The following is a 22,667-nucleotide window of genomic DNA, read 5'->3' on the forward strand; positions in this document are numbered from 1 at the left end:
GCGCGACGGCACCGTTGTCCGGCTCTTCAATCAAAGCTGTCCAGCCTTGAACATTTCTACAACGTATCCCAGCCCGCGCGAGGCGTAACCACCAAATGCGCCAGGTCGACGCCGATCCCTGGCGCAGTATCGACCCGGGGCAGCAAAGAACAGCACCCGGATGGACAACGTGTCCATCCGGGTGCTTTCTACTACCGATCAACTCTCTGGCAGGCCGATGTCAGTCGCGCACATTCAAGCCCGCCGGCACACCAACCGGCACCGTATCCTCGCTCTGCCGCTGGAACCGAACCCGACGAACCCCGTGGCTGCTCACCAACAGGTCCTCACCATCAGGTCGAAGGACCACACCCGCCGCGGAGAACGTACCATCCGGTCCAGGCTCAACCGAAGCGACAAGATCCAACCCGATCTCAGCCACCGCGTTCCCGCCCACCGTGATCAACGTCCCCAGTTCCGGGCTCCGGTAAACGGCCGACGCCAACGACGCATCAGGGACGGGAGGTTCGCAGCGGCGGTAACTGCGATCCATCCACGGCGACGACACCAACCCCAACACCAAGCTCTCCCCCGACCCCTGCAGCTTCATGCTGGCTGCCTTGCCTTGCCCGTACCACGTGCCATCGGTCGCCAACGCAAACTCACTGACGAAATACCCGTTCGAGAGCTGGATCCGGCCATTCCCGGCCTCAATCCGGGCAAAGGCATCGGCGCCCTCGTCCTGCCAGTAACCAGCCAAGCCGGCCGCAGCGTCCGATCCGTCCACGAACTCTTCCGGCTCCTCCGACAGGCCAGCGGCCAGCAGCAGCAACTCAGCACCCACCTTGTCCGTGTCCACTGAGGAATTGTTGCTCAGCAATGCAACACCCACATTCTTGCTGGGCATAAAGAGCGACTGTGACCGATAGCCCTGCACGCTACCGGCGTGGCCAAACACCGCTTCGCCGCCGATCACGCTGTGAATCAGGCCATGGGCGTACTCTCGGGGTTTCGATCCAGTGGGCCCCACCTGTGCCAGCAGCCCGTCCCTGATCTCAACTCCGAGCCCCCGGCCGTTCTGCAGGAAACCGAACCACGGCGCCAGGTCAGCAATACTGGTCACCAGGGCACCATCGCCTACCAGCGATTCCTCAGAATCTGCCCTGAGCACACCCTGATCGGTGACCTCATAGCCGTATGCGAATTCCCGTATCACTTCGCGGCTGTCATCACGGAAGAACGTCTCGGTCATCCCCAGGGGCTCGAAGACCCGTTCGGCAGCAAACTCCCGGAATGACTTCCCCGTGATCCGGTGTACCAGCGAGGCCACCAGCACATACCCCGAATTGGAGTACGAAATGTCGGTCTCCGGCTCGAAGTTCAGCTCCGTGAGTTCTGCGATGAAGGCAAGCACCTGATTCTGAGTGATCCGGGTCATCGTCCGCCCAGCCACCCGGCTCAACGAAAGGTAATCCGGCACCCCGCCTGTGTGACGCAAGCACTGTCCCACCGTCACTTTCGAGGACAGCTTAAGCTCCGGCAAATGCGTACGAATGTCGTCATCGAGGGAGATCTGACCATCCCGGCACAACAACAACACCGCGGTCGAAGCAAAATGCTTACTCATCGAGGCAATATCAAAACGGGTGGTGGCTGTGACGGGCATATCAAATTCAATACACGCCAGCCCCGCCTCAGCATGCTCAATGAGCTTGCCATCGGAATACACGCCCACGGCAACCCCAGGGCCACCGGGTCGAACAACAGTGTCTAACAATTCGGATAACTGCGTCTTAAGAGTCATATCCCGATGCTCCCAGAGCCCCACACCCGCCGGATTGTCCTAATGTGCAACATTCAACCCGCCACCATTGTCCCGCACCACATCCCAACCGCTGCTCCCGACTGCGCAGGTCATCTGCTCAGACGCGAACCCCAGCGGAGGGGTCAAACTCGTGCTGCAGACCGACTCTCTTCAGGCATTTCCTTTGGAGATACGGGCCATCCAGTCCTCCACGCCGTCCGCCGTTCGGGGCAGGGCGGCGCTGAGATTGACAGGTCCTTCAGCGGTCATCAGGATGTCATCCTCGATGCGGACACCGATTCCGCGGTATTCGGCCGGGATGCCGAGGTCCTGCTCCTTGAAGTACAGGCCGGGTTCGATAGTGAACACCATGCCCTCGGTGAGGATTCCGTCCAAATAGAGTTCGAGCCGGGCCCGGGAGCAGTCATGGACATCGAGGCCAAGATGATGGCTGGTACCGTGCGGCATCCACCGGCGGTGCTGCTGGCCCTCAGGGCTAATCGCTTCCTCCACGCTCACGGGCAACAGTCCCCACTCGGCCAGGCGCTCAGCAAGGACGGTGGTGGCAGCCGTATGGATATCTCGGAACCGGGTGCCGGGCCGGGCGGCAGCGAACCCGGCGTCGGCCGCGTCCAGGACCGCCTCATAAACCTTGCGTTGCACCGGACCGAAAATACCGCTCGCAGGAAGCGTGCGGGTGATGTCGGCGGTATACAGCGAGTCTGCTTCCACGCCGGCGTCCAGCAGCAGGAGGTCACCGGCGTCGATCCGGCCGGTGTTGCGGATCCAGTGCAGCACCGTGGCGTTTTCGCCCGCGGCCGCGATCGTGTCGTAGCCGAGCTCATTGCCGGCTTCCCGGGCGCGGGCGAAGAACGCACCTTCCACCACGCGTTCGCCACGGGGATGGGTGAGCGCCCGGGGCAGTGCCTTAACAGCCTCTTCGAAGCCTTCAACGGTAGCGGCGACGGCCAGTTTCATCTGCTCGATTTCCCAAGTGTCCTTGAGCAGGCGCAGCTCGGAGAGGGCTTCGCTGAGCTTTTCATCAAGAGCATCATGGATGGCGAGGTCAGGTTCCTCAGAGTCTTTGGCCGCATTGCGTCGAGCGGTGCCGACCACAGCGTCGATGGTGTCGTCCACCTTGCGAACCAGCCTGATGGGGGTACCGCCCAGATCGGCGCTTCCCACATTCTTGGTGATGGCCGTTTCGAGCTGGTCGATGTGGGCGGTGGCCAAGCCCAGCCGTGCTTCCAACTCAGCCAGAGTGGGTCGGGCTCCGATCCAGAACTCGCCGGAGCGTGGGTCGGAGTAGAACTGCTCTGTGTCCCGGCCGGCCAGCGGACGGAAGTAGAGCGTGGCAGTGTGGTGACTGCCGTCGTCGCCCTTTCCGTCCTCAATCGGCTCCAGGATCAACACGGCGTCCGGTTCATGGTCCAGGCCCAGCCCGGTGAGATGTGCAAAGGCCGAATGTGGCCGGAAGCGGTAGTCGCAATCGTTGGAACGGACCTTTAGGGTGCCGGCTGGGATAACCACGCGTTCTCCCCTGAATTGATCGGAGATGGCCTTGCGGCGGTATTGGGCGTACGTGGCCACTGCGGCACGCGCAGGGAGTTCCTGGTTGGTGGGCTGCCAGTTGCTGGCCATAAAGGACTTAAAGGCGTCTGAATCGGGCCGTTGCGAGCGGTTACTGACGCGCCCGTCGGCGGACTGGGGAGCGGAAGTGTCCAGGGACTCCGGCGTTGACACGTGTACCAGTTTCCGTGCCCGCAGCGCCCGGGCTACGTCGTCGCGGTTCTCCAGCATCATGCGCCGGAGAGCTGCACTTTCGAGCGGAAGCTCTGCGAGGAAGCGATCCGTCCGGTCGACTGTCGCCTGCGTGGTCAGCAGGCTTGGGTAGAGTCCGACGACGATCTGCTGAGCGAGCGCTGAGGTCCTGTTGTCAACGACGCCCGTAATCACCTCAAAATACTTCTCCGCGTACGGTTCCAGGAGCGACCGGTCAAGGACGCGCATGAAGCCGGTAACAGCCGAGGCTTGCAGGGCATTGGACAGTTCGCCGTTGACCACGATTGAGTCCCAGGCCGCTGCTTTGGCTTCCGGCGTGGGGATGGCCGCGGTAGCGAGGGCAGCAGAATTCTGGCCGTTCGCCGTGTTGTCCCGCTCCAGCTCGGCATCGATGCAGTCCCGGCCTGCTCTGCCGCCTGCCACCAGCGATGTCAGCAGCTCCCAGCGCAGGTCCTGGTCAACTGTCAGTCGGTCCAGAGTTAGTGTGCCCTTGAAGAGGCCGTCGACTGTGTCCAGTTGTTTTTCGCTGCGGGCCAACAGCACGAATGACTTCACGAACTGCAGCCTGGCATCGGCACTGGCCGTCACATTGGAGGCAAGCGTCCACAGCCGATCCACCGCCGCCACCGCGGTGGCTTCCCGATGTTCTTCCGCGACGAAGAAGTTCAGCGTGGTCGCCAGTTGGCGGAGCTGGACCTGAATGACCGAGGAATCCGTCTCGGCGCCGACGTTGGCCATGATAAGTTCCACGTACTGTCCTGCGGGCGTCTCGCCGTCGCGGGCAGCGTCCCACGCAGAATTCCACACCAGCGTCCGGGGCAGGCTTTGGCTGAAGTCCTTCAGGTGTTTCGTCGCCGTGGTCAGCGACTCCACATCGAGCCGGATCTTGGCGTAGGCGAGGTCGTCGTCGTTGACCAGGATAAGGTCCGGGCGCTCCAAGCCAACGAGCCTTGGAACGTCAGTACGCTCACCGCTCACGTCCAGTTCTTCCCGGTTCACCCGCTCCAGCTTCCCGGCACCGTTGAGGTTGTAAAACCCTACTGCCAGCCGGTGGGCCCTGAGGGTGGGCCACGCTTCAACGGCGGACTGGACGATGGTGAACGAGGTGATCCTGCCGTCGCCGTCGACCTCCAGCTCCGGCGTCAACGTATTCACCCCAGCGGTTTCCAGCCATTGACGTCCCCATTCGTCCAAGTCGCGCCCGCTGGCTTTCTCGAGCTCGGCCATGAGATCGCTCAGTTCCGTGTTCTGCCATGAATGCTTGGCGAAGTACTCCCGCACACCGGCCATGAATTGCTCAGAACCCACCCACGCCACCAGTTGGCGCAGGACGGAAGCGCCCTTGGCGTAGGTTATGCCATCGAAGTTCAACTCCACGTCCCGGAAGTCTTTGATTTCCGCGAAGACCGGGTGGGTGGTGGGCAACTGGTCCTGCCTGTAGGCCCAGGACTTGTCCGACGACGCGAACGTGGTCCACGCGCTGGTGAATGAGGTCGCTTCCACCGCGGCGAGGTTCGACATATACGTGGCGAAGGATTCGTTGAGCCACAAATCGTTCCACCATCGCATCGTCACCAAGTCTCCGAACCACATGTGCGCCAGCTCATGGAGCACTATGGTGGCACGGCGCTCAACGTGGGCCTCTGTGACCTTGCTACGGAAGAGGCAGCCTTCCTGGATGGTCACGGCGCCAGCGTTTTCCATGGCACCCATGTTGAATTCCGGTACAAAAAGCTGGTCGTATTTCTCGAACGGGTATGGGCAGCCGAACTGCGCCTCGAAGAACCCGAAGCCCTGCCGGGTCACCTCAATGATGTTCTCAGCGTCCAAGTACTGCATCAGGGACTTCCGTGCGAAGACGCCCAGCGGGATCGTGCGGCCATCGGAACTTTTCAGCTCGCTGCGTACGGACTGGTAAGGGCCCGCGATCAGAGCGGTGACGTAGGAGGACAGCCGGGGCGTCGCCGCAAAGGACCAGACAGACCGTGCACCGCCGTCGTCACCGGGTGTGGTCTCCGCAGGCGCCGGAGTGGGCGAGTTGGAAATTACGTCCCAATGCGAGGGTGCTGTGACAGTAAAGGAGAAAGTGGCCTTCAGGTCCGGCTGCTCGAACACGGCGAACATCCTCCGCGCATCAGCAACCGCGAACTGGCTGTAGAGATAAACCTCGCCGTCGGCCGGGTCCACGAATCGGTGGAGGCCTTCGCCCGTGTTCATGTAAAGGGCATCCGCCACCACGGTGAGCTCGTTCTGTTCGGCAAGGTCCGCCAGATGGATCCGCCTGCCGTCCGCTACCGTGGCGGGATCAAGTCTGGAGCCGTTCAGGGTGACACTGTGCACGGTGGCCGTCACGGCATCGACGAATGTGGAGGAGCCAGCTTCTGCGCTGAACTTCACCGTGGTGGTGCTCCCAAAAACCTTCCCTCCCCGGGTCAGGTCCAGGCTGACATCGTAGGAGTCGACGGCGATCAGGTCAGCGCGCCCGCGGACTTCAGCGCGTGTCAGGTTCATGCTGTGCAAAATTCGTCCTTTAAATGTTGTGAGCTGGCGTGCAGCACTTGAGAGGGCCTTCAACTGAGGACCGGATCCAAGCTACGAACCGATGGCTTTGTACCCCACCAGCCAAAGTGAGCCTCGAGTAGGAACTCGTGCTACACGAGTTGCTCCGGTTGGTGTTAGCCGATCATCTTGGTGTTGATCTCCTGCATCCGCAACTGCAAAGCCAAGGCCAGCCGCACATCGGGGTCTTCGATGTCAACCACCTCGGCCATTCGGCGTAGCCGGTGCCGCAAGGTGTTGGGGTGCAACACCAGCGCCTCCGCCCCTCGGGGGATGTCGTAGTGCGCGGCGATCCAGCTGCGGAGCGTCTTAACGTAGTCGGTCCCCTGCCGGTTATCGTGATCTGCCACCACTGACAGGGGTTCGGCGTCCAGGGCCGAACGGAATTGCAGGGCCTCGAACACTTCCAGGAGGAACAACGAAGCCCCCAACTCCTGGTGCTGGCCGATCTCGCCGTGGCCGAACGGCCCGGACACCACGTCGAGGGCCTGTTTTGCCTGGGTGAATCCGACCGGGACGTCCGCCACACTGTCCAGTGTGCGGCTGATACCTGCCCGCCAACCGCCTCCCACGCTCTCCGCAGATCGGGCCAACACCGTGGTAACGATCGTTTGCAACACCGGAGAGTCAGCTGCCGCGCCGATCACAGCAACCGTCTGACCGTCGAGTGATCCGGCGGCGGCCCGAAGCCGGTAGGAGGACAGCGCCATCCTCAACAGATCGCTGACATTCACTGCAGCAGATTCCGCCGACATCCCCCGCGAGTGGGCTGGCAGGTTCTCATCCCGGCCGATCACCACCACCGTCGCAGCGGCGTCAAAGCGCAGCCCGAAGGACTCGGCGACCCGCCGATTCGACCCGGTCCCGCGGAACAGCTGCCCCAACCGCTCCGCCCGCTGCCGGCGGTCGGTGTCCGCAGCGGCTTTCAGTCGGGTTAGGTGCGGGGCAGCCAAACGAGCGCCCTCGGCCAGCACCTCTGAGGCTTTGCCGAACAACGGCTTCTCGCCCTGAAGTAGCCAGATGCTGCCCAGTGCTTCGCCGCCGTCGCGGACCGCGATGGCCAGACGCGGCCGGAACTCAGGCTGTTCCACGCTCCAAATCGCAGTTTCAGCGCGCAATATTGTGGCGTAGTCCTCAGCATTGGCCGGGTGATCCGGCACCCGGCGACCAAGGATCCCGTCCCGCCGCAGATCGTCCACTTCCTGACCCGGAATGGTCGAGTACGCCAGAACCCGCATGGACAGGTCCTCGATAGCAACGGCACCACCTGCCCGCAAAGCTATGTCATTGGCCAGGGAAAACAAGTCGGCCGCCCGCCGATCATCTTGTTCGAGCCCCGGATCGCTGATGGCCCGCAGCGCATCGATCAGCACATACAGCTGGCCCCAGGAGAGTTCCTCGCTGCACTCCAACAGCGTCATGCCAACGCGATTGGCCGCCGCCGTCAGTGGCTCAGGGTCAATCGCCCCGGCACGCACCACCACAGCTGCGACGTGCGCGTCCACAGCCAATTCCAGCAGGTCGGCGCCCGGGCGGCCCGGCACCAGCAACACAGCATCGCTCAACTCCACGTGAGTCTGGTCTGTGTCATGAATCGACGGCGAACCGATCGGCACTGAAGTGCCGTGTGGCAACGCCAAGGGCCGCACCATGTCCGGGCCCAAGCTATCGAGCAAAACACCCACCGTGATGCCTGCCGATGCCAACGATGCATTGTTGACCTGCCCAAACGAGTTCATCGACGGCCTGACCTCAGTATCTGGCCGCGCCGGGCTCCCGTGAATTCACCATCGACGATCACCGGCTCACCATCCAAGAGCACATGCACCATCCCCGTCGGGCGCACATCAGGTTCCTCATAGGTACCTGCGTGACCTATTGTCTCTGGGTCGAAGACCACCACGTCCGCTGCCGCCCCGCGTCCGAGCCAACCTCGATCCGTGAGGCCGAACTGGCCAGCAGTTGCCGAGCTCACCTTACGGATCGCCTCCGGCAACGTCACCACACCACGATCACGGACGTAGTTGCCGAGAAAAGTCGGGAAAGTGCCGAACGCACGCGGGTGGCTCGGCCCAACCGGCGAACCATTATCAGAACCCAAGGACACCAACGGATCGGCCATGATGGTCAACACATCATCCTCGTTCATGCTGTGACAGACCGTCCCGGCATTGGGATCCTCCATCAGTACCTCGCACAACGCATCCCACGGTTTCCGGCCAGCCAGGACTTCAGAGAGCCGTCGGCCGGCTATTTCCGGGTTGCTGTGGGTCAATATCTGTACATCCTCCGGATGTACTTCCCGCCACAAACCGACGCCGGTACCGTTGTCGGGGTTCTCGGCGATAGCTTGCAGCGAAGCACGGATCGTTGGGTCCGCTAGTCTCGCGCGCATCGCCTCGACGCCGCCTTCAAGTGCCTCGGGCGGCAACATCGCAACAAGCCCAGTAGCGAAAGCCCGGTACGGATACTGGTCGCCGAGGACATCCACACCGCTTCGACGGCCAGCAGCAAGCTTGTCCAAAATCAACTGCGACGATCCGTGCATGGCCCGGCCTGATGCCTTGCAATGTGAGTACTGCAGCCGGATCCCCGCTGAGCGGGCAACATCTATGGCTTCATCCATCGCTTCGGCCAGACCCTCACTCTCACTGCGACTGTGAGTGGCGTACGTGCCGCCGTATCGCCGGGCCACCCTCGCTATGGCGGTAAGCTCCGCACTGTCGGAGTACGCACCAGGCACGTATTCCAGTCCGCTCGAGAAACCAACCGCGCCAGCCTCAAACGCTTCCTCGAGGAGTTCACACATCCGGTCAAGAGCACCCTCCGGTAGCTCCCGCTCCACACCAACCACCGTCTCCCGCACAGAGTTGTGGCCAACCAGCCCGGCCAGATGGTTAGTGGGTCCAGCCGCAGCAGCTGCATCCAGATAGTCACCAAAGCTCAGAAACCGCTGCTCATCCGGCTCAGTGCTTTCGGCTGCATCCTTCGGATTGCTGGGGCCCAGGGAGAACCCGCAATTGCCAATGATCTCCGTAGTAACTCCCTGGAACAGCTTGAATGGCTGGGCATCCGCTAGAAAAGGCACACCATCGGAGTGGCTGTGCGCGTCCACAAACCCGGGAGCGACCACCAAACCCGTAGCGTCGATGGTTGCCCGCCCCGGACCAAGATCGCTGCCCACCGCCACGATTCGTCCGTCGGCGATGGCAACATCAGCAATGACAGGCGGCGAACCGAACCCGTCATGCACTTGCCCCTGCAAAATGATCAGATCGTGCATTCGGTGGATACCTCTCCTAGATGAGTAACATGTTGCGCCGAGGGGGCCGGTGGGACTGAAGCCACCAACCGACGGCTGTAGCTGTGTTGGGGGTTATCGAGAATATCTGCCGTGTCTCCAGTCTCCACGATTTCCCCGTGCAAGAGCACGATAATTCGGTCCGTGATCTGGCGGACGACTGCGAGATCGTGGGTGACAAACAACAGTGCGGTGCCAGATTCGGAACTAATGGTTCGCAGCAATTCCAAGACGTTGGCCTGCACCGAAACGTCGAGGGATGCTGTGGGTTCGTCGCAGATCAACAGCGCAGGCCGCACGGCCAATGCCCGGGCGATAGCAACCCGTTGTTTCTCACCGCCGGACAACTTGTTCGGCAGCAGTTTCGCGTAGCTGACTGGCAGACCTACTAATTGCAGCAATTCGCCGACGGTCCGACGATCGGCCGCCGCAGCTTGCCCTGCTGCCTCCCCGAGAGTGGCTCCAATAGTCATCGCCGGGTTCAGCGACGTCGATGGATCCTGGAAAACGCACTGCACCATGGTCCGCATCCGACGACGGTCGGCTGCCGTGGTTGTCCGGAGATTGGTGATGTCCATGCCGTCCAGAACAATCTGGCCCGCGCTGGGATCAACAAGACCCAGCAGACACCTGGCCAGTGTCGTCTTCCCGGAGCCAGACTCGCCCACCAGACCAATCCGCTCCCCGGGGCGGATGACCAGGTCAACGCCGTCCAGGGCCGCCACCGGTCCGTAGTTCTTACGCAGGCCAGTGACCTGCAGCAGTGGCTCTTCAGCGGCCACGGTGAGTGGCCCGATGACTGTTCTTATGGCTGGAGTCTCGGTCACCGTGAGTGGCAGCAACTCGTAACGGCACGCGGTGAGGTGTCCATCGGTCAGTTCACGCAACCCTGGCCTGCCGGTGGTGCAATCGTCCTTACGCTGCTGGCAGCGATCGGCGAACGCACACGTGTCCACCACATCGGCTGCCCGCGGTACGGATCCGGGGATGCCCACCAATTTGGCGGCGGTGCGCTCCACAGCGGGGAGCGCACCGATGAGCCTGGCGGTGTACGGATGGCCGGGCCGGGACGCGAGATCTTTGCTGTTGCCGGATTCAAGGACCCGGCCTGCGTACATCACCTGTACACGGTCACACAGCGCAAACGCCACCCGCAGGTCGTGGGTGATCAGCAGTACTGCCATCCCGCGGGACGCCTGGATCCGGCTGAGCAGCTGCATAATCTCATGTTGGATGGTCGCATCCAGAGCTGTTGTCGGCTCGTCCGCAATGAGCAGCTCCGGATCCCCCGCCAACGCCGCTGCGATGGCCACCCGCTGCCGCATTCCGCCAGAAAGCTGAAAAGGATACTTCTTGGCCACCAGCGGATCGGTGATCCCCACCTCAGCAAGCCGACGAATTACCTCCGAGCGATCTTTGCGCAGACCATGGGGCAACGACTCGGCGATATGCGCGCCCGCCGTCTGCACGGGATTCAACATGGCGAACGGATCCTGCATCAGCAGCCCAATTTGGCGGCCACGTACTTTGCGCAGAACCGATTCCCGCGCACCAACCAGTTCAGTTCCCTTCACTCGCACGCTGCCTCCGGCAACCAGCGGTTGTGGCAGTAACCCGGCCACAGCCCGGGCAGTGAGCGACTTTCCACTGCCGGATTCGCCCACCAAGCCCACTGTTTCACCGGCAGCAATCGTCAGATCTATGTCGTCGACGATCCGCCGACCACCCAAGGACACTGACAATCCCTGGACTCGAAGCAGTTCCGTCATGGTGATACCGACTTTCCGGCACTGAGCCGTTCGAAGACTGCGTCACCGAGGACGGTGGCGGCAGTGGCTGTGATGGTGATGAGCACCGCTGGGGCGACTGACGCCCACGGGTTGACGTTAAGGAGTTTGAGGTTTTCCTGGATCATCAGCCCCCAGTCTGCGGTGCCGGCCGGTAGCCCGATCCCCAGGAACGAGAGCCCCGCCAGCGCCCCCAAGGCAAAAACGAAGCTGAGTAGCAGATTGGCCGTCACTGTTGGCGCCAAGTTAGGCAGGAGATGCCGGAACATGATCCGGCGGTTCGTTAGGCCCAATGTCCGGGCCGCATCTACGTAGGCGAGTTCCCGCTGCCCCAACGCGAGGCTTCGGATCACCCGTATGTCGGCAGGTGATCCGAGCACGATCAGCGCGATGATGGCCACCGCGTAACTGCTGCCGGCAATGCCCACGATGACGATCAAGATAAGCAGGCCAGGCAGTGCGTACATCAGGTCAGTCAAACGCATCAATACGGCATCGAGCCAGCCTCGGCGATACCCTGCCAAAAGCCCAAGCGAGGTACCAATGATGGTGGTTCCCAGCGCGATGAGGACCGGAGCAAGCAAGGCAATACGGGTTGCCACCATCAGCCGGGACAACACATCCCGGCCCAGTGCGTCCGTGCCAAGCCAATGCGCACTGCTGGGTGAGGTCGCTCCTAGTTTCACGTCTTGGGCGGTTGGATCGAAGGGAACCATCCATTGGCCGGTGAGGGCTACCAGGACGATGATCACCAGTATTGCCAGACTTATTGTTGTGACCATCCGGCCGCCCGCCAGCTTGGCGCGTCGACCACCCCTGACGGTCGACCGTGTCTCAGTGACAGTCATACGGATCCTCCGGACCTTGGTTTGGTTCTTTTGGTCATTGCATCGATCGGATGTGGCATCTGATACATGCTCATGCCGCCGTGGCATATCTGACGCGCGGGTCAACAATCATGTAGGCCACATCCACCAGCAAGTTCGCCAGGATCATCACCAACCCACCGAGCAGGACAAGTGCCTGGACCAAGGGGATGTCCTTCTGTCCCACTGCCTGAACCAGCAACGAGCCGAGGCCTGGCAGGCTGAAGGTCTGCTCCACAAACACCGCACCCGTCAAGTTGCCTGCGGCGATAAGCCCGGCCACCGTCAGGATCGGAAGCGCGGAATTTCGCAGTGAGTAGCGACCCCAAATCCGGCTCCTGCCAAGTCCTCTGGCTCTGGCAAAGGTGATGTAGTCCTGGCCGCCAATGTCCAGCGCTGCAGCCCGGGTTTGCCGCACCAGAATCGCGGCTTGGCCAAGTGCCAGCGCGATCGCCGGCAGCGTGAAGTGGTTGAGGTCGCCAATGCCGTAGACCGGGAACCAGTTCAAGGCGACTGCAAACACGTACAGGAGCAGCAGGGCCAGCGCAAAGGCCGGGGCGGACATGAAAACCAGCGATACCAAGGTGATGGACTTGTCCACCAGCTTCCCGCGGCGCAGCCCGGCGGCAAGTCCTGCGGGAATGCCGATGAGCACCGTTAATACGAGTGCGTAGATACCCAACGTGGCTGTGATGGGAAATCGCTGACCAATCATGGTCATGACCGGCTGGCGAGCCGTGATGGAGGTGCCGAAGTCACCAGTGATTGCGTGGGTGAACCAGTTCCAATACTGCACGAGGAATGGCTCATCCAGCAGGTACTTGGCACGGATCGCTTCCAATACCTCCGGGGTTGAAGGCCGGTTACCGAGCAGCGCTCTTTCCGGCCCTCCCTCGGGCAAAGCGAGCAGGGCAAACGTGATGACTGAGAGCACGAACAGCACCACCACTGCCGCAGCCAGGCGGCGAGCTACCAGTTTGGCGATGATCACCTAAACCACCGTTCCTTTGCCAGATGCAGACAACACTCAGGATCCCGCGGGTCGGAGCGTTGTGAACGGATCCAAAGTCCAGACAGTGAGCGTTCCCGTGAACTTCTTGCTCAATGCCCAGGCGTAGTCCGGGTAAGCAATCGGAATGTAGGGCACCTGATCGGCTGCGGTCTCCAACACCGAAGCAGTTGCGGCCTTGCGAGCCTCGCCGGTGGTTCCCAGGACGTCGTCGATTTTCGCGTCCATCTCCGGACTGGCGAACTGGGAGAAGTTGAAACCCTGGGGCTGGGCAGCGACACTACCCAGTTGGTCAGGCAATACCTCACCAACGTCGGCGGTGACATAACCAAGGCTTGACAGGCCGAGCGTGAGGTCCTCGTGTCGCATCGTCCCCGCCCAAAACTTGTCCGACGGGAGTGGATTGAGCGTGATGGTGATTCCGATCTTGGCCAGATCAGCCTTGATGGCCTGCAGGGAATTGATTTGCGGATCAGCGGCGTCATGGTTGAGAGTCATCTCGAAACCGTTCGGGAATTTCGACTTCGCCAGCTCTGCCTTTGCAGCCTCGAGATCGTAGTCGTAGTGCGGTATACCGTCGACGACCTGCTGGTAGCCGTCCTCGCCGAAGAGGTTCTTGAGCTGCGGTAGCGGGACGATGGTATCGGCTCGTTGGCCGTGACCAGCAGTGGACAACCCCAACACGGCCTCACGGTCCACGGCGTGGGCGATCGCCCGCCGCACATGCAGATCGGAAAGATGCGGATCGTTCACATTCATCCAGAGTGATTCGATACCGTTGCCGTGGATCTTCTGTAGATCGAAGTTGGTTACGGACTCCCAGTTCTGGAAATCTGTAGCTCCCACATACGTTATGTCCACGTCTCCAGAGGTCGCGGCCAACCGGAGTGCATCCGGGCTGGTGATCGCAGTGGTTTTCACCTTGGCAATCGGCGCCTTTGTTCCCCAGTACTTATCGTTACGTTCCAGGCTCACCCCATCCACCAGGGAGAAGTTCGTGATCTTGTACGGGCCGGTTCCGATCGGGGGAACCTCAGGTGTTCCCAGATCCTGCGGATGAGCTTCGGCGAGCTTCTTCGGAAGCACCTGCCAAATCACAGGAACGTTGGCCAGGAAGGTCTGCGCTCCCTTGCTCAGGACCACCGTGACCTCGTCCGGAGCCGTAGCCTTCACCGATACCACCGTTGCCACAACACTTGCCACCTGCGAGGCCACCTGCGGATCGGTGTGCCGCTGCAAGGAGAACGCCACATCCTCAGCAGTCATCGGCGTACCATCGGAAAACACCACGCCCTGGCGCAATTTGAACACCAAGGTATTCGGTGTTGGCTCACTCCACGACTCCGCGAGACGGGGGATCAATTTGCCGTCCGAATCCCGGCCCAGGACCGTGTCCATCACGGCGTTTTGCAAGGGGACATCCCAGCCGCCAGAAATGACCAGAACCTGCGGGGGCGCTGGCGATGCAATCACAAGGGTGTCCGCCGGGCTTCCCTTTGGATCGTTGGCGGACGAACCGCCACTACAGCCAGCCAGCAACAGCGCGCTGACCAGCATGACACCCAGACGGGTCCGATAACCGGTGAAGTGTTTCACCTTTGATGACGACATTGAGCTCTCCTAAGAGGGAAATAGTGAGTGGGAGAGGCCCATCGGGGTTACCGGCGGCCACACGCGGCGGCAAACATGAGCGCTGCGGAAAAGTTCTTTACACAACCCTGCGGCGGATGACCGAGATTGTGTGCTTCAGAACACAATCCCACATCAGCGCGACGGCACCGTTGTCCGGCTCTTCAATCAAATCCGTCCAGTCTTGAACATTTCTACAACACACCCGGCAGGTGCGGGGCGTAACGTCCACAGTGAGAGGTTGACTCGTGTCCGGCCACCGCCGTGATCAACCACGAAAGTGGAGCAGGACGGCTACCGTACCCCCGCTAGCTCCTGAAGCATGGGTGAAATCCCATCGCTCACTACGCATGCATTACGTACACTCACCCCTCATCGAAGGAGAATGATGCTGAAGAATTCATTGCCCGTCCAGGCCTACGACAGGGCAGAGCGACTGTTGGGACACCATCGTCCGGAGTTGGTGTTGCGGTCCAAGGTTTCCCCAGAGTGGATCGGTGACACGGGCCGGTTCACCTACCGGGTAGATACCGAGCGGGGCGGCGAGTTCGTCCTCATCGATCCTGCCACCGCGACCAAATCCCAGGCGTTCGATCACGAACGCCTGGCCACCGTATTATCCGCGGCAGCCGATCAGATGGTGAAGCCATATGCGCTTCCGTTCCGATCCGTCGAAGTCACAGACGACGCCATCGAATTCGGCGCATTCGACAGCCGCTGGCGCTATCAGCCGGCGGACGGATCGTGCACGCGGAAAACGGGGCCCGCCCAGTCGGACGAGTCTGGAGTGGCCTCACCCGACGGTAAATGGGTTGCCTTCCGGCGCGATCACAACGTGTGGGTCCGTTCAGTCGACACCGACGAAGAGACCGCCATCACCACCGACGGTTCAGCGGATCTGAGCTATGCCTGCGACGCAGACTCCATAGGATCGCGCTTCCGACTGGCAAAACTGGGTTTGCGCGAACGTCCTCGGCTGATGTGGTCCCCGGACTCCTCCCGGATTCTGACTCATCAAATCGACCAACGCCCGGTTGAGTGGATGCATCTGGTGGAGTCGGTGCCCGCCGATGGCAGCCGTCCCCGGTTGCACAGCTACCGCTACGCACTCCCCGGCGAACCCCTGCCACAGGCTGAGTGGGTGGTGCTGGACGTCGCGGCCCGGTCTGTTGTTCGAGGTGCCGGGACCTTCAATCTGGAGTACGCCAGCCCGCTTCTCACCGCCGTAGCGTGGTGGGCAGCGGACGGCGCGACTGTGTACCACCTTGACACCGCACGTGATCAACTCACCTTGCGGCTGGTTGCCTTGGACCCAGCCACAGGCGAGTTGCGCACGCTGATCACGGAGTCAGACAGCACCCGGGTGGAGCCCGCTCAAGTCGGTCCTCCGTTGGTGAAGGTTCTGGCCGGCGGGCAGGAGGCCTTGTGGTACTCACAACGCGACGGGTGGGGACACCTCTATCGGTACGACCTCGCCACCGGCGAACCGGTAGAGCAGCTCACCAAAGGCGAACTCGCGGTCCAGCAGATCCTGCATGTCGATGAGACAGAACGGGTTGCGTACCTTACTGTCTCAGGGCTGGTCCCGAATGATCCGTACTGCCGGACGCTGGTCAAGGTCAGCCTGGACGGCGGAGAACTCACCCGACTCACCGACGATCACCTGGATCACGAGGTATCGACGGACCCCGCCGGCCAATGGTTCGTAGACTCCGCCTCAACCGTGAACACCCCGCCAACGATCACCCTGCGGGACCGGAACGGCACGGTTGTGATGGAACTGGAACGAGCTGACATCACCCGGCTGTTGGCCGCCGGCTGGACCGCGCCCGAGCGGATCCGGGCCCTCGCCGCGGACGGAGTCACCGAGATCTTCGGTGTCCTCCACAAACCCTACGGATTCGACCCCACCAAGAGCTACCCCGTGATCGACCACCCCTATCCTGGCCCCCAGATCCATCGGGTTCGTCCAGGTTTCGACCAAGGCGGCTATGCCAGCGAATCAGAAGCCATGGTTGCCCTGGGCTTCGCCGTTTTCGCAATCGATGGCCGCGGCACTCCCGGACGGGACAAAGCCTTTCACGATTACTCCTGGCGAAACATGGGGGGTGCAGGCGGTCTCGAGGATCACGTCGCCGCGCTGAAACAGCTCGGAACCGAGCGGCCCTGGCTCGATCTGGATCGGGTGGGCATCTTCGGACTCTCCGGCGGCGGCTTCGCAACGGCGCGCGCGTTGCTGACATTCCCTGATTTCTACCGGGTCGGAGTGGCCGAAGCCGGAAACCACGACAATCGGTTCTACATTGCCGGCTGGGCCGAAATCTATGATGGCCCTTATGACCCGGAAGCTGGTGCCCGGCTATCCAATACCGAACTCGCAGCCAACCTCACCGGCAAACTCATGCTGGTTCACGGCGACATGGACGACAACGTCACTCCTCATCTGACCATGAGGCTCGTTGATGCCCTGATCGAGGCCAACAGGGACTTCGACCTGCTCATCGTTCCGGGAGTTGAACACTCCTTCTACGGCCGCCGCCAGTACGTGACGCGGCGTCGATGGGACTATTTCGTCCGGCATCTGATGAACGTCGAACCGCCCACAAACTATCGCATACCCGAGGCTGCACTGTCCGCCGAAGAACTCGCCGCTGCGGCCAGCTGATATGGAGAATTTGATGACTAACTTTACTACTGCGGACCTGCAGGATCTGTGCGAACGCCTTCGCCCGGAACTGGACGTCACCGGTGCGCAGATCGCCATCGCCCAGGGCGATCAGGTCTGGCAGGCCAGTTCCGGTGTTGCCAACGCCGAGCTCGGCATTCCCGTCACAGAGAACACGATCTTCCAGATCGGCTCCACCACCAAGGTGTACACCGCCGTACTGGTGATGCAGTTGGTCGATGCCGGGCTGATCGACTTGGACACCCCGGTGGCCGAGTACCTACCCGGCGTCCGGTTGGCCGCCGGAGAAGAATGGCGGAAGATCACGCCACGGCACCTGATGTCGATGACCAGCGGCCTGGACAACGGACCATACTCGGACACGTCCCGCAATGACGACAGTGCTGCCGAGTACATCAGTTTCATCGGCGACATTCCGTTGACCTTCCCACCTGGCAGCGCGTACGGATACAGCAACGCCTCGACGACGGTGTCCGGGCTGCTGGTGGAGCGAATGACCGGGCAATGCTGGGATGAGGCCCTGCGCGACAAGCTGCTCCGACCCGCCGGTTTGACCGAATCAGTGTCCTTGTTCGAGGACCTGGCCTACCACCCGGTATCCGTCGGTCACACCCCCGAAGTGGCGCGCCCCTGGTGCCCGTACCGGGGCCTTGGCCCGGCTGGCACTACGCTGGCTACCACTGCACGTGATCTGGCCCGGTTCGGACAGATCTTCCTTCGCGGTGGCAAAGCGGCCGACGGCACCACATTGCTTTCCGAACAGGCTGTGGCCACCATGCAGACTCCGCAGGTATCGGTGCCGTCGAAGGTGTTCGCTGATTCGTGGTGCGTCGGTCCCTACCAGAAAACTTGGGACGGGACCGAGATCTTCGGGCATTCCGGAACCACCTCCCACGGATCATCCACCCTGCTCTGGGTCCCGGAACTGGATCTGTCGGTGGCGACGGTAGTGAACACCCCACACCGCGGCTACCCGTTCGCCGACGCCGTTTTCACCACGATCTTCCGTGACTGGCTCGGCGTTGCCAAACCGGCCCGCCCTGTGGCCGATCCCACCCTGGCAGTGGACGCATCGCTCTACGTCGGCGAATACGAACAGCACGACACCAGCTACATCGTCGGTACCGACGATGCCGGGCTGTTCCTGGAAATGAACCAGGGTGGTGAGATCCTGCGGACTGCCCTGGCACCGATCGCCGAGCACCGCTTCCTGCCAATCGATGACTCCGTCACCGGCAACCACACCTGGGACATCGCCTTCGGGCTCGGCCCGGACGGACGATCCACGTTGCTGCACAACGGCGCATTCGCAGCTCGCCGCCGCTGACCTCCCCGCAAGCTCTCGGATACCCGAGAGCTTGCGGTATTCAACTGAACTGGAGAATTTGATGATTGACTTTACGGCCGCGGACCTGCAGGACCTGTGCGACCGACTTCGCCCGGAACACGACGTCACCGGCGCGCAGATCGCCATCGCCCAGGGCGAGCAAGTAGTGCAGGCCAGTTCCGGTGTGGCCAACGCCGAGCTCGGCATTCCCGTCACCGAGCACACGATCTTCCAGATCGGCTCCACCACCAAAATCTACACCGCCGTGTTAGTGATGCAGCTGGTCGATGCCGGGCTGATCGACCTGGACACCCCGGTGACCGAGTATCTCCCCGACGTCCGATTGGCAGCCGGAGAAGAATGGCGGACCATCACCCCACGCCACCTGATGTCGATGACCAGTGGCCTGGACAACGGACCGTACGCGCATACTTCCCGCAATGACGACAGCGTTGCCGAGTACATCAGTTTCATCGGCGACATTCCCTTGACCTTCCCACCCGGCACCGCGCACGGATACAGCAACGCCTCGACGACGGTGTCCGGGCTGCTGGTAGAGCGAATCACCGGGCAATGCTGGGATGAGGCCCTGCGGGACAGGTTGCTCCGGCCCGCCGGTTTGACCGAGTCAATGTCCTTGTTCGAGGACCTGGCCTACCACCCGGTATCCGTCGGCCACACCCCCGAGGTGGTCCGCCCTTGGAGTCCGTACCGGGGCTCAGGCCCGGACGGTGGAACCCTCGCCACCACAGCCCGGGATCTTGCCCGGTTCGGACAGATCTTCCTGCGCGGTGGCAAAGCCGCCGACGGCACCACCCTGCTCTCCGAACAGGCCGTCGCCACCATGCAAACACCACACGTCTCGGTACCGTCGAAGGTGTTCGCTGACTCCTGGTGCCTCGGTCCCCACCAGAAAACCTGGGACGGGATCGACATCTTCGGGCATCCCGGAGGCACCGAGCACGGAGCATCCGTGCTGCTCTGGTGCCCGGAACTGGGTGTTTCGTTGGCCGCCGTGGCCAACAACCCATCCAGCGGCTACCCGTTCGCTGACGCCGCCTTAACCACGATCTTCTCTGACTGGCTCGGCCTCTCCAAACCGGCCCGTCCCGTGGCTGATCCGACTCTGGCCGTGGACCCATCGCTCTACATCGGCGAATACGAACAGCACGACACCAGCTACGTCGTCGGTACCAATGAGACCGGACTCGTCCTGGAGATGAACATGCGCGGTACGATCATGCGCCGGGCGCTGGCTCCGATCGGCGAGCACCGATTCCTGCCAACCGGCTCCGCCACAGGGAACCAGACCCCTGCCATCGCCTTCGGGCTCGGCCCGGACGGACGATCCACGCTGCTGCACATAGGCCCTTTCACAGCTCGCCGCCGCTGACCTCCCTACTGATATGGAGAATTTAATGACCAAATTTACCGCCTCAGACCTGCAGGATCTGTGCGACCGCCTTCGCCCGGAATACGACGTCACCGGCGCGCAGATCGCCATCGCCCAGGGCGATCAGGTCTGGCAGGCCAGTTCCGGTGTTGCCAACGCCGAGCTGGGCATTCCCGTCACAGAGAACACGATCTTCCAGATCGGTTCCACCACCAAGGTGTACACCGCTGTGCTCGTGATGCAGTTGGTCGATGCAGGGCTGATCGACCTGGACACCCCGGTGACCGAGTACCTCCCCGAGGTTCGGCTGGCCGCCGGAGAAGAATGGCGGACCATCACCCCACGGCACCTGATGTCCATGACCAGCGGCCTGGACAACGGACCCTACGTGTACACGTCCCGCAACGACGACAGCGTTGCCGAATACGTCAGTTTCATCGGTGACATTCCGTTGACCTTCCCGCCCGGCACCGCATACGGATACAGCAACGCCTCGACGGCGGTGTCCGGGCTGCTGGTGGAGCGAATGACCGGGCAATGCTGGGATGAGGCCTTGAGGGACAGGTTGCTCCGGCCCGCCGGTTTGACCGAATCAGTGTCCTTGTTCGAGGACCTGGCCTACCACCCGGCGTCCGTTGGCCACACCCCCGAGGTGGTCCGCCCTTGGAGCCAGTACCGGGGCTCGGGGCCGGACGGCGGTACTCTTGCCACGACTGCCCGGGATCTGGCCCGGTTCGGGCAGATCTTCCTTCGCGGTGGCAAGGCCGCCGACGGCACCACCCTGCTTTCGGAACAGGCCGTGGCCACCATGCAAACACCCCAGGTATCGGTACCGTCCAAGGTGTTCGCTGACTCCTGGTGCCTCGGTCCCTACAAGAAGATCTGGGACGGAACCGAGATCTTCGGGCATTCCGGAACTACCGAACACGGATCATCCACCCTGCTCTGGGTCCCGGAGCTGGGTGTGTCGGTGGCAACCGTAGTCAACAACCCATCCAGCGGATACCCGTTCGCCGACGCTGCTTTCTCCACGATCTTCCGTGACTGGCTCGGCGTTGCCAAACCTGCCCGACCGGTGGCTGATCCATCCCTGGCCGTGGACGCATCGCTCTACGTCGGCAGTTACGAACAAGGCGACACCAGCTACGTCGTAGGTACTGACGGCGCCGGGCTGTTCCTGGAAATGAACCATGGTGGCGAGATCCTCCGTACGGCGCTGGCCCCCATCGCCGAGCACCGCTTCCTGCCAATCGATGACTCCGTCACCGGCAACCACACCTGGGACATCGCCTTCGGACTCGGCCCGGACGGACGATCCACGTTGCTCCACAACGGCGCATTCGCAGCCCGGCGCGTGTAGTTCTGCCATAGCGCCAGGCTCCCAGACGACCGGGCGCCCCTACCATTCGAACCCGATTGGTGGGGGCGCCCCAAGCCAGGCCCCGCACAACGTACCTCTTGAACAGGAGTCCCACACGATGGCACAACAACGTGTAAGCATTGGTGACCTCGTTGCCACGCAGCTTCCAGAGCAGCCTGCACTGTCGCCGGATGGCGGCAGCATCGCTTATGTTCTGAAGAGCACCAACCGCGCCGAGGACCGCGACGAACGCTCGCTGTGGCTCGTGGCCGCCGGGGGCGGCGAACCGCGCCGGTTGACCCGAGGAACCGGTGACTCCTCACCGAGGTGGAGCCCGGATGGGACGCGTCTGGCCTTCCTGCGCGCCCAGGATAGGCCGCCTCAGATTTGGGTTCTGCCGGTCGGCGGCGGCGAAGCCGAGCAGGTCACGACGCAGGCCTTCGGTGCCGGCGCCCCGGTGTGGAGCGACGACGGCACACGTATCGCGTTCGCCGGCCCTATCGACTCTGCTGCGTTGCCTGGCGAAGGCAGCGATGACGTCGCGAACCACTGCGCCTTTCAGAAGGCTGTCCAGGCGAAAGTCATTGGCTACGAAACCACCAGCACCCCTGAGATTCCGATATCGTAACCGAATATCAGCCCGGCAAGGGTGCTGACAGCAATGGCAACGTAGATGTACTTTGTCATTCGGTGGTCTGCTTGTGGTAATTGAAGTGAATTGGTCATGATGAGGTCATCTTCGTCCGCTCACAGGGTTTGAAAGAATAATTGAAATCTATTGGGCCTGGCCATTGACGCAGCAGTGCACCTTGGTGCTTCAGATTCTTAAGGTCTGGGCGGATATTCCGCCTCTTAGGTATGAGCGCTCGACTTAGTGCAAATCAATGCTCAAATCATGCGCGTTTATTTGCCCGATAGCGTGCAATCGGAGTTGCATGAATGGACGGGCGACATCAGCGCAGATAGTCGAACTTCTCGTCGCTCGTGTAGCTGAGGCGAACAGTGGAAGGACCCGAGCACAAAATCTCCGCGCCGCTGCAGATCCTTCGGATTGCACACAATGCCAACGGCACAACCATGGCAAACACCGGAAGCCCTGACCGGAAGAGTCCGGACAGGGGTCCATTTTGAGCAGGCTACGACCGTGGCTTTCGATCACCTTCCCGATAGCAAAGTGGTGACAGC

General features: G+C 61.9%; 13 protein-coding genes and 1 pseudogene. 5 read left to right on the forward strand and 9 right to left on the reverse strand.

Going from position 1 to position 22,667, the window contains the following annotated elements; genetic code table 11:
* Window positions 1-220: 220 nt before the first annotated feature.
* The 9 genes and pseudogenes from ACFRJ9_RS14555 to ACFRJ9_RS14595 form a co-directional block, all read right to left on the reverse strand.
* On the reverse strand, window positions 221-1,807 hold the full coding sequence (locus ACFRJ9_RS14555) for a serine hydrolase domain-containing protein (RefSeq protein WP_377669195.1): 1,587 nt from the start codon (window positions 1,805-1,807) through the stop codon (window positions 221-223).
* A 147-nt stretch (window positions 1,808-1,954) separates the two neighbouring features.
* Window positions 1,955-3,424: an aminopeptidase P family protein gene (locus tag ACFRJ9_RS14560; RefSeq protein ID WP_377669268.1), complete on the reverse strand. Its 1,470-nt coding sequence runs from the start codon at window positions 3,422-3,424 to the stop codon at window positions 1,955-1,957.
* Window positions 3,425-3,538: 114 nt separating this feature from the next.
* A pseudogene (gene pepN, locus ACFRJ9_RS14565) lies at window positions 3,539-6,076 on the reverse strand (aminopeptidase N); the annotation flags it as partial.
* A gap of 164 nt (window positions 6,077-6,240) precedes the next feature.
* Window positions 6,241-7,830, reverse strand: coding sequence for a PucR family transcriptional regulator (locus ACFRJ9_RS14570; protein WP_377669197.1), 1,590 nt, complete (start codon window positions 7,828-7,830; stop codon window positions 6,241-6,243).
* A 29-nt stretch (window positions 7,831-7,859) separates the two neighbouring features.
* Complete coding sequence (locus ACFRJ9_RS14575) at window positions 7,860-9,407, reverse strand: amidohydrolase family protein (protein ID WP_377669199.1); 1,548 nt, start codon at window positions 9,405-9,407, stop codon at window positions 7,860-7,862.
* On the reverse strand, window positions 9,395-11,194 hold the full coding sequence (locus ACFRJ9_RS14580) for a dipeptide ABC transporter ATP-binding protein (protein ID WP_377669201.1): 1,800 nt from the start codon (window positions 11,192-11,194) through the stop codon (window positions 9,395-9,397). The genes ACFRJ9_RS14575 and ACFRJ9_RS14580 overlap by 13 nt, the downstream gene beginning before the upstream one ends.
* Window positions 11,191-12,060 carry an ABC transporter permease gene (locus ACFRJ9_RS14585; protein WP_377669203.1) on the reverse strand — a complete coding sequence of 290 codons (870 nt, stop codon included), beginning with the start codon at window positions 12,058-12,060 and terminating at the stop codon, window positions 11,191-11,193. The genes ACFRJ9_RS14580 and ACFRJ9_RS14585 overlap by 4 nt, the downstream gene beginning before the upstream one ends.
* 70 nt (window positions 12,061-12,130) lie before the next feature.
* A complete protein-coding gene (locus tag ACFRJ9_RS14590; RefSeq protein ID WP_377669205.1) occupies window positions 12,131-13,069 on the reverse strand; it encodes an ABC transporter permease in 939 nt (312 codons plus the stop codon).
* Window positions 13,070-13,105: 36 nt separating this feature from the next.
* Window positions 13,106-14,698 (reverse strand): ABC transporter substrate-binding protein, encoded by a 1,593-nt coding sequence (locus ACFRJ9_RS14595; RefSeq protein ID WP_377669208.1) that lies wholly within the window; start codon window positions 14,696-14,698, stop codon window positions 13,106-13,108.
* 406 nt (window positions 14,699-15,104) lie between these two features.
* Between ACFRJ9_RS14595 and ACFRJ9_RS14600 the strand changes: the two genes are divergently transcribed.
* From ACFRJ9_RS14600 to ACFRJ9_RS14620, 5 genes are all read left to right on the forward strand, one after another.
* Complete coding sequence (locus ACFRJ9_RS14600) at window positions 15,105-17,381, forward strand: DPP IV N-terminal domain-containing protein (RefSeq protein ID WP_377669211.1); 2,277 nt, start codon at window positions 15,105-15,107, stop codon at window positions 17,379-17,381.
* Between the two features lie 13 nt (window positions 17,382-17,394).
* Complete coding sequence (locus ACFRJ9_RS14605) at window positions 17,395-18,729, forward strand: serine hydrolase domain-containing protein (RefSeq protein WP_377669213.1); 1,335 nt, start codon at window positions 17,395-17,397, stop codon at window positions 18,727-18,729.
* Window positions 18,730-18,790: 61 nt separating this feature from the next.
* A complete protein-coding gene (locus ACFRJ9_RS14610) occupies window positions 18,791-20,122 on the forward strand; it encodes a serine hydrolase domain-containing protein (RefSeq protein WP_377669215.1) in 1,332 nt (443 codons plus the stop codon).
* 25 nt (window positions 20,123-20,147) lie between these two features.
* Window positions 20,148-21,482 (forward strand): serine hydrolase domain-containing protein, encoded by a 1,335-nt coding sequence (locus ACFRJ9_RS14615; protein WP_377669217.1) that lies wholly within the window; start codon window positions 20,148-20,150, stop codon window positions 21,480-21,482.
* 118 nt (window positions 21,483-21,600) lie between these two features.
* Complete coding sequence (locus ACFRJ9_RS14620) at window positions 21,601-22,110, forward strand: TolB family protein (RefSeq protein ID WP_377669219.1); 510 nt, start codon at window positions 21,601-21,603, stop codon at window positions 22,108-22,110.
* The last annotated feature ends 557 nt before the right edge of the window (window positions 22,111-22,667 follow it).

The sequence above is a fragment of the Paenarthrobacter sp. NPDC056912 genome (genome assembly GCF_042786555.1).
In the GTDB taxonomy this organism is placed as follows: Bacteria; Actinomycetota; Actinomycetes; order Actinomycetales; family Micrococcaceae; genus Arthrobacter.

Excerpts from the sequence above, each read along its gene's own strand:
- ACFRJ9_RS14560 (WP_377669268.1), bottom strand. The coding sequence starts at position 3,424 with ATGGCCAGCAACTGGCAGCCCACCAACCAGGAACTCCCTGCGCGTGCC.
- ACFRJ9_RS14575 (WP_377669199.1), bottom strand. The coding sequence starts at position 9,407 with ATGCACGATCTGATCATTTTGCAGGGGCAAGTGCATGACGGGTTCGGT.
- ACFRJ9_RS14580 (WP_377669201.1), bottom strand. The coding sequence starts at position 11,194 with ATGACGGAACTGCTTCGAGTCCAGGGATTGTCAGTGTCCTTGGGTGGT.
- ACFRJ9_RS14585 (WP_377669203.1), bottom strand. The coding sequence starts at position 12,060 with ATGACTGTCACTGAGACACGGTCGACCGTCAGGGGTGGTCGACGCGCC.
- ACFRJ9_RS14595 (WP_377669208.1), bottom strand. The coding sequence starts at position 14,698 with ATGTCGTCATCAAAGGTGAAACACTTCACCGGTTATCGGACCCGTCTG.
- ACFRJ9_RS14600 (WP_377669211.1), top strand. The coding sequence starts at position 15,105 with ATGCTGAAGAATTCATTGCCCGTCCAGGCCTACGACAGGGCAGAGCGA.
- ACFRJ9_RS14605 (WP_377669213.1), top strand. The coding sequence starts at position 17,395 with ATGACTAACTTTACTACTGCGGACCTGCAGGATCTGTGCGAACGCCTT.
- ACFRJ9_RS14610 (WP_377669215.1), top strand. The coding sequence starts at position 18,791 with ATGATTGACTTTACGGCCGCGGACCTGCAGGACCTGTGCGACCGACTT.
- ACFRJ9_RS14615 (WP_377669217.1), top strand. The coding sequence starts at position 20,148 with ATGACCAAATTTACCGCCTCAGACCTGCAGGATCTGTGCGACCGCCTT.
- ACFRJ9_RS14620 (WP_377669219.1), top strand. The coding sequence starts at position 21,601 with ATGGCACAACAACGTGTAAGCATTGGTGACCTCGTTGCCACGCAGCTT.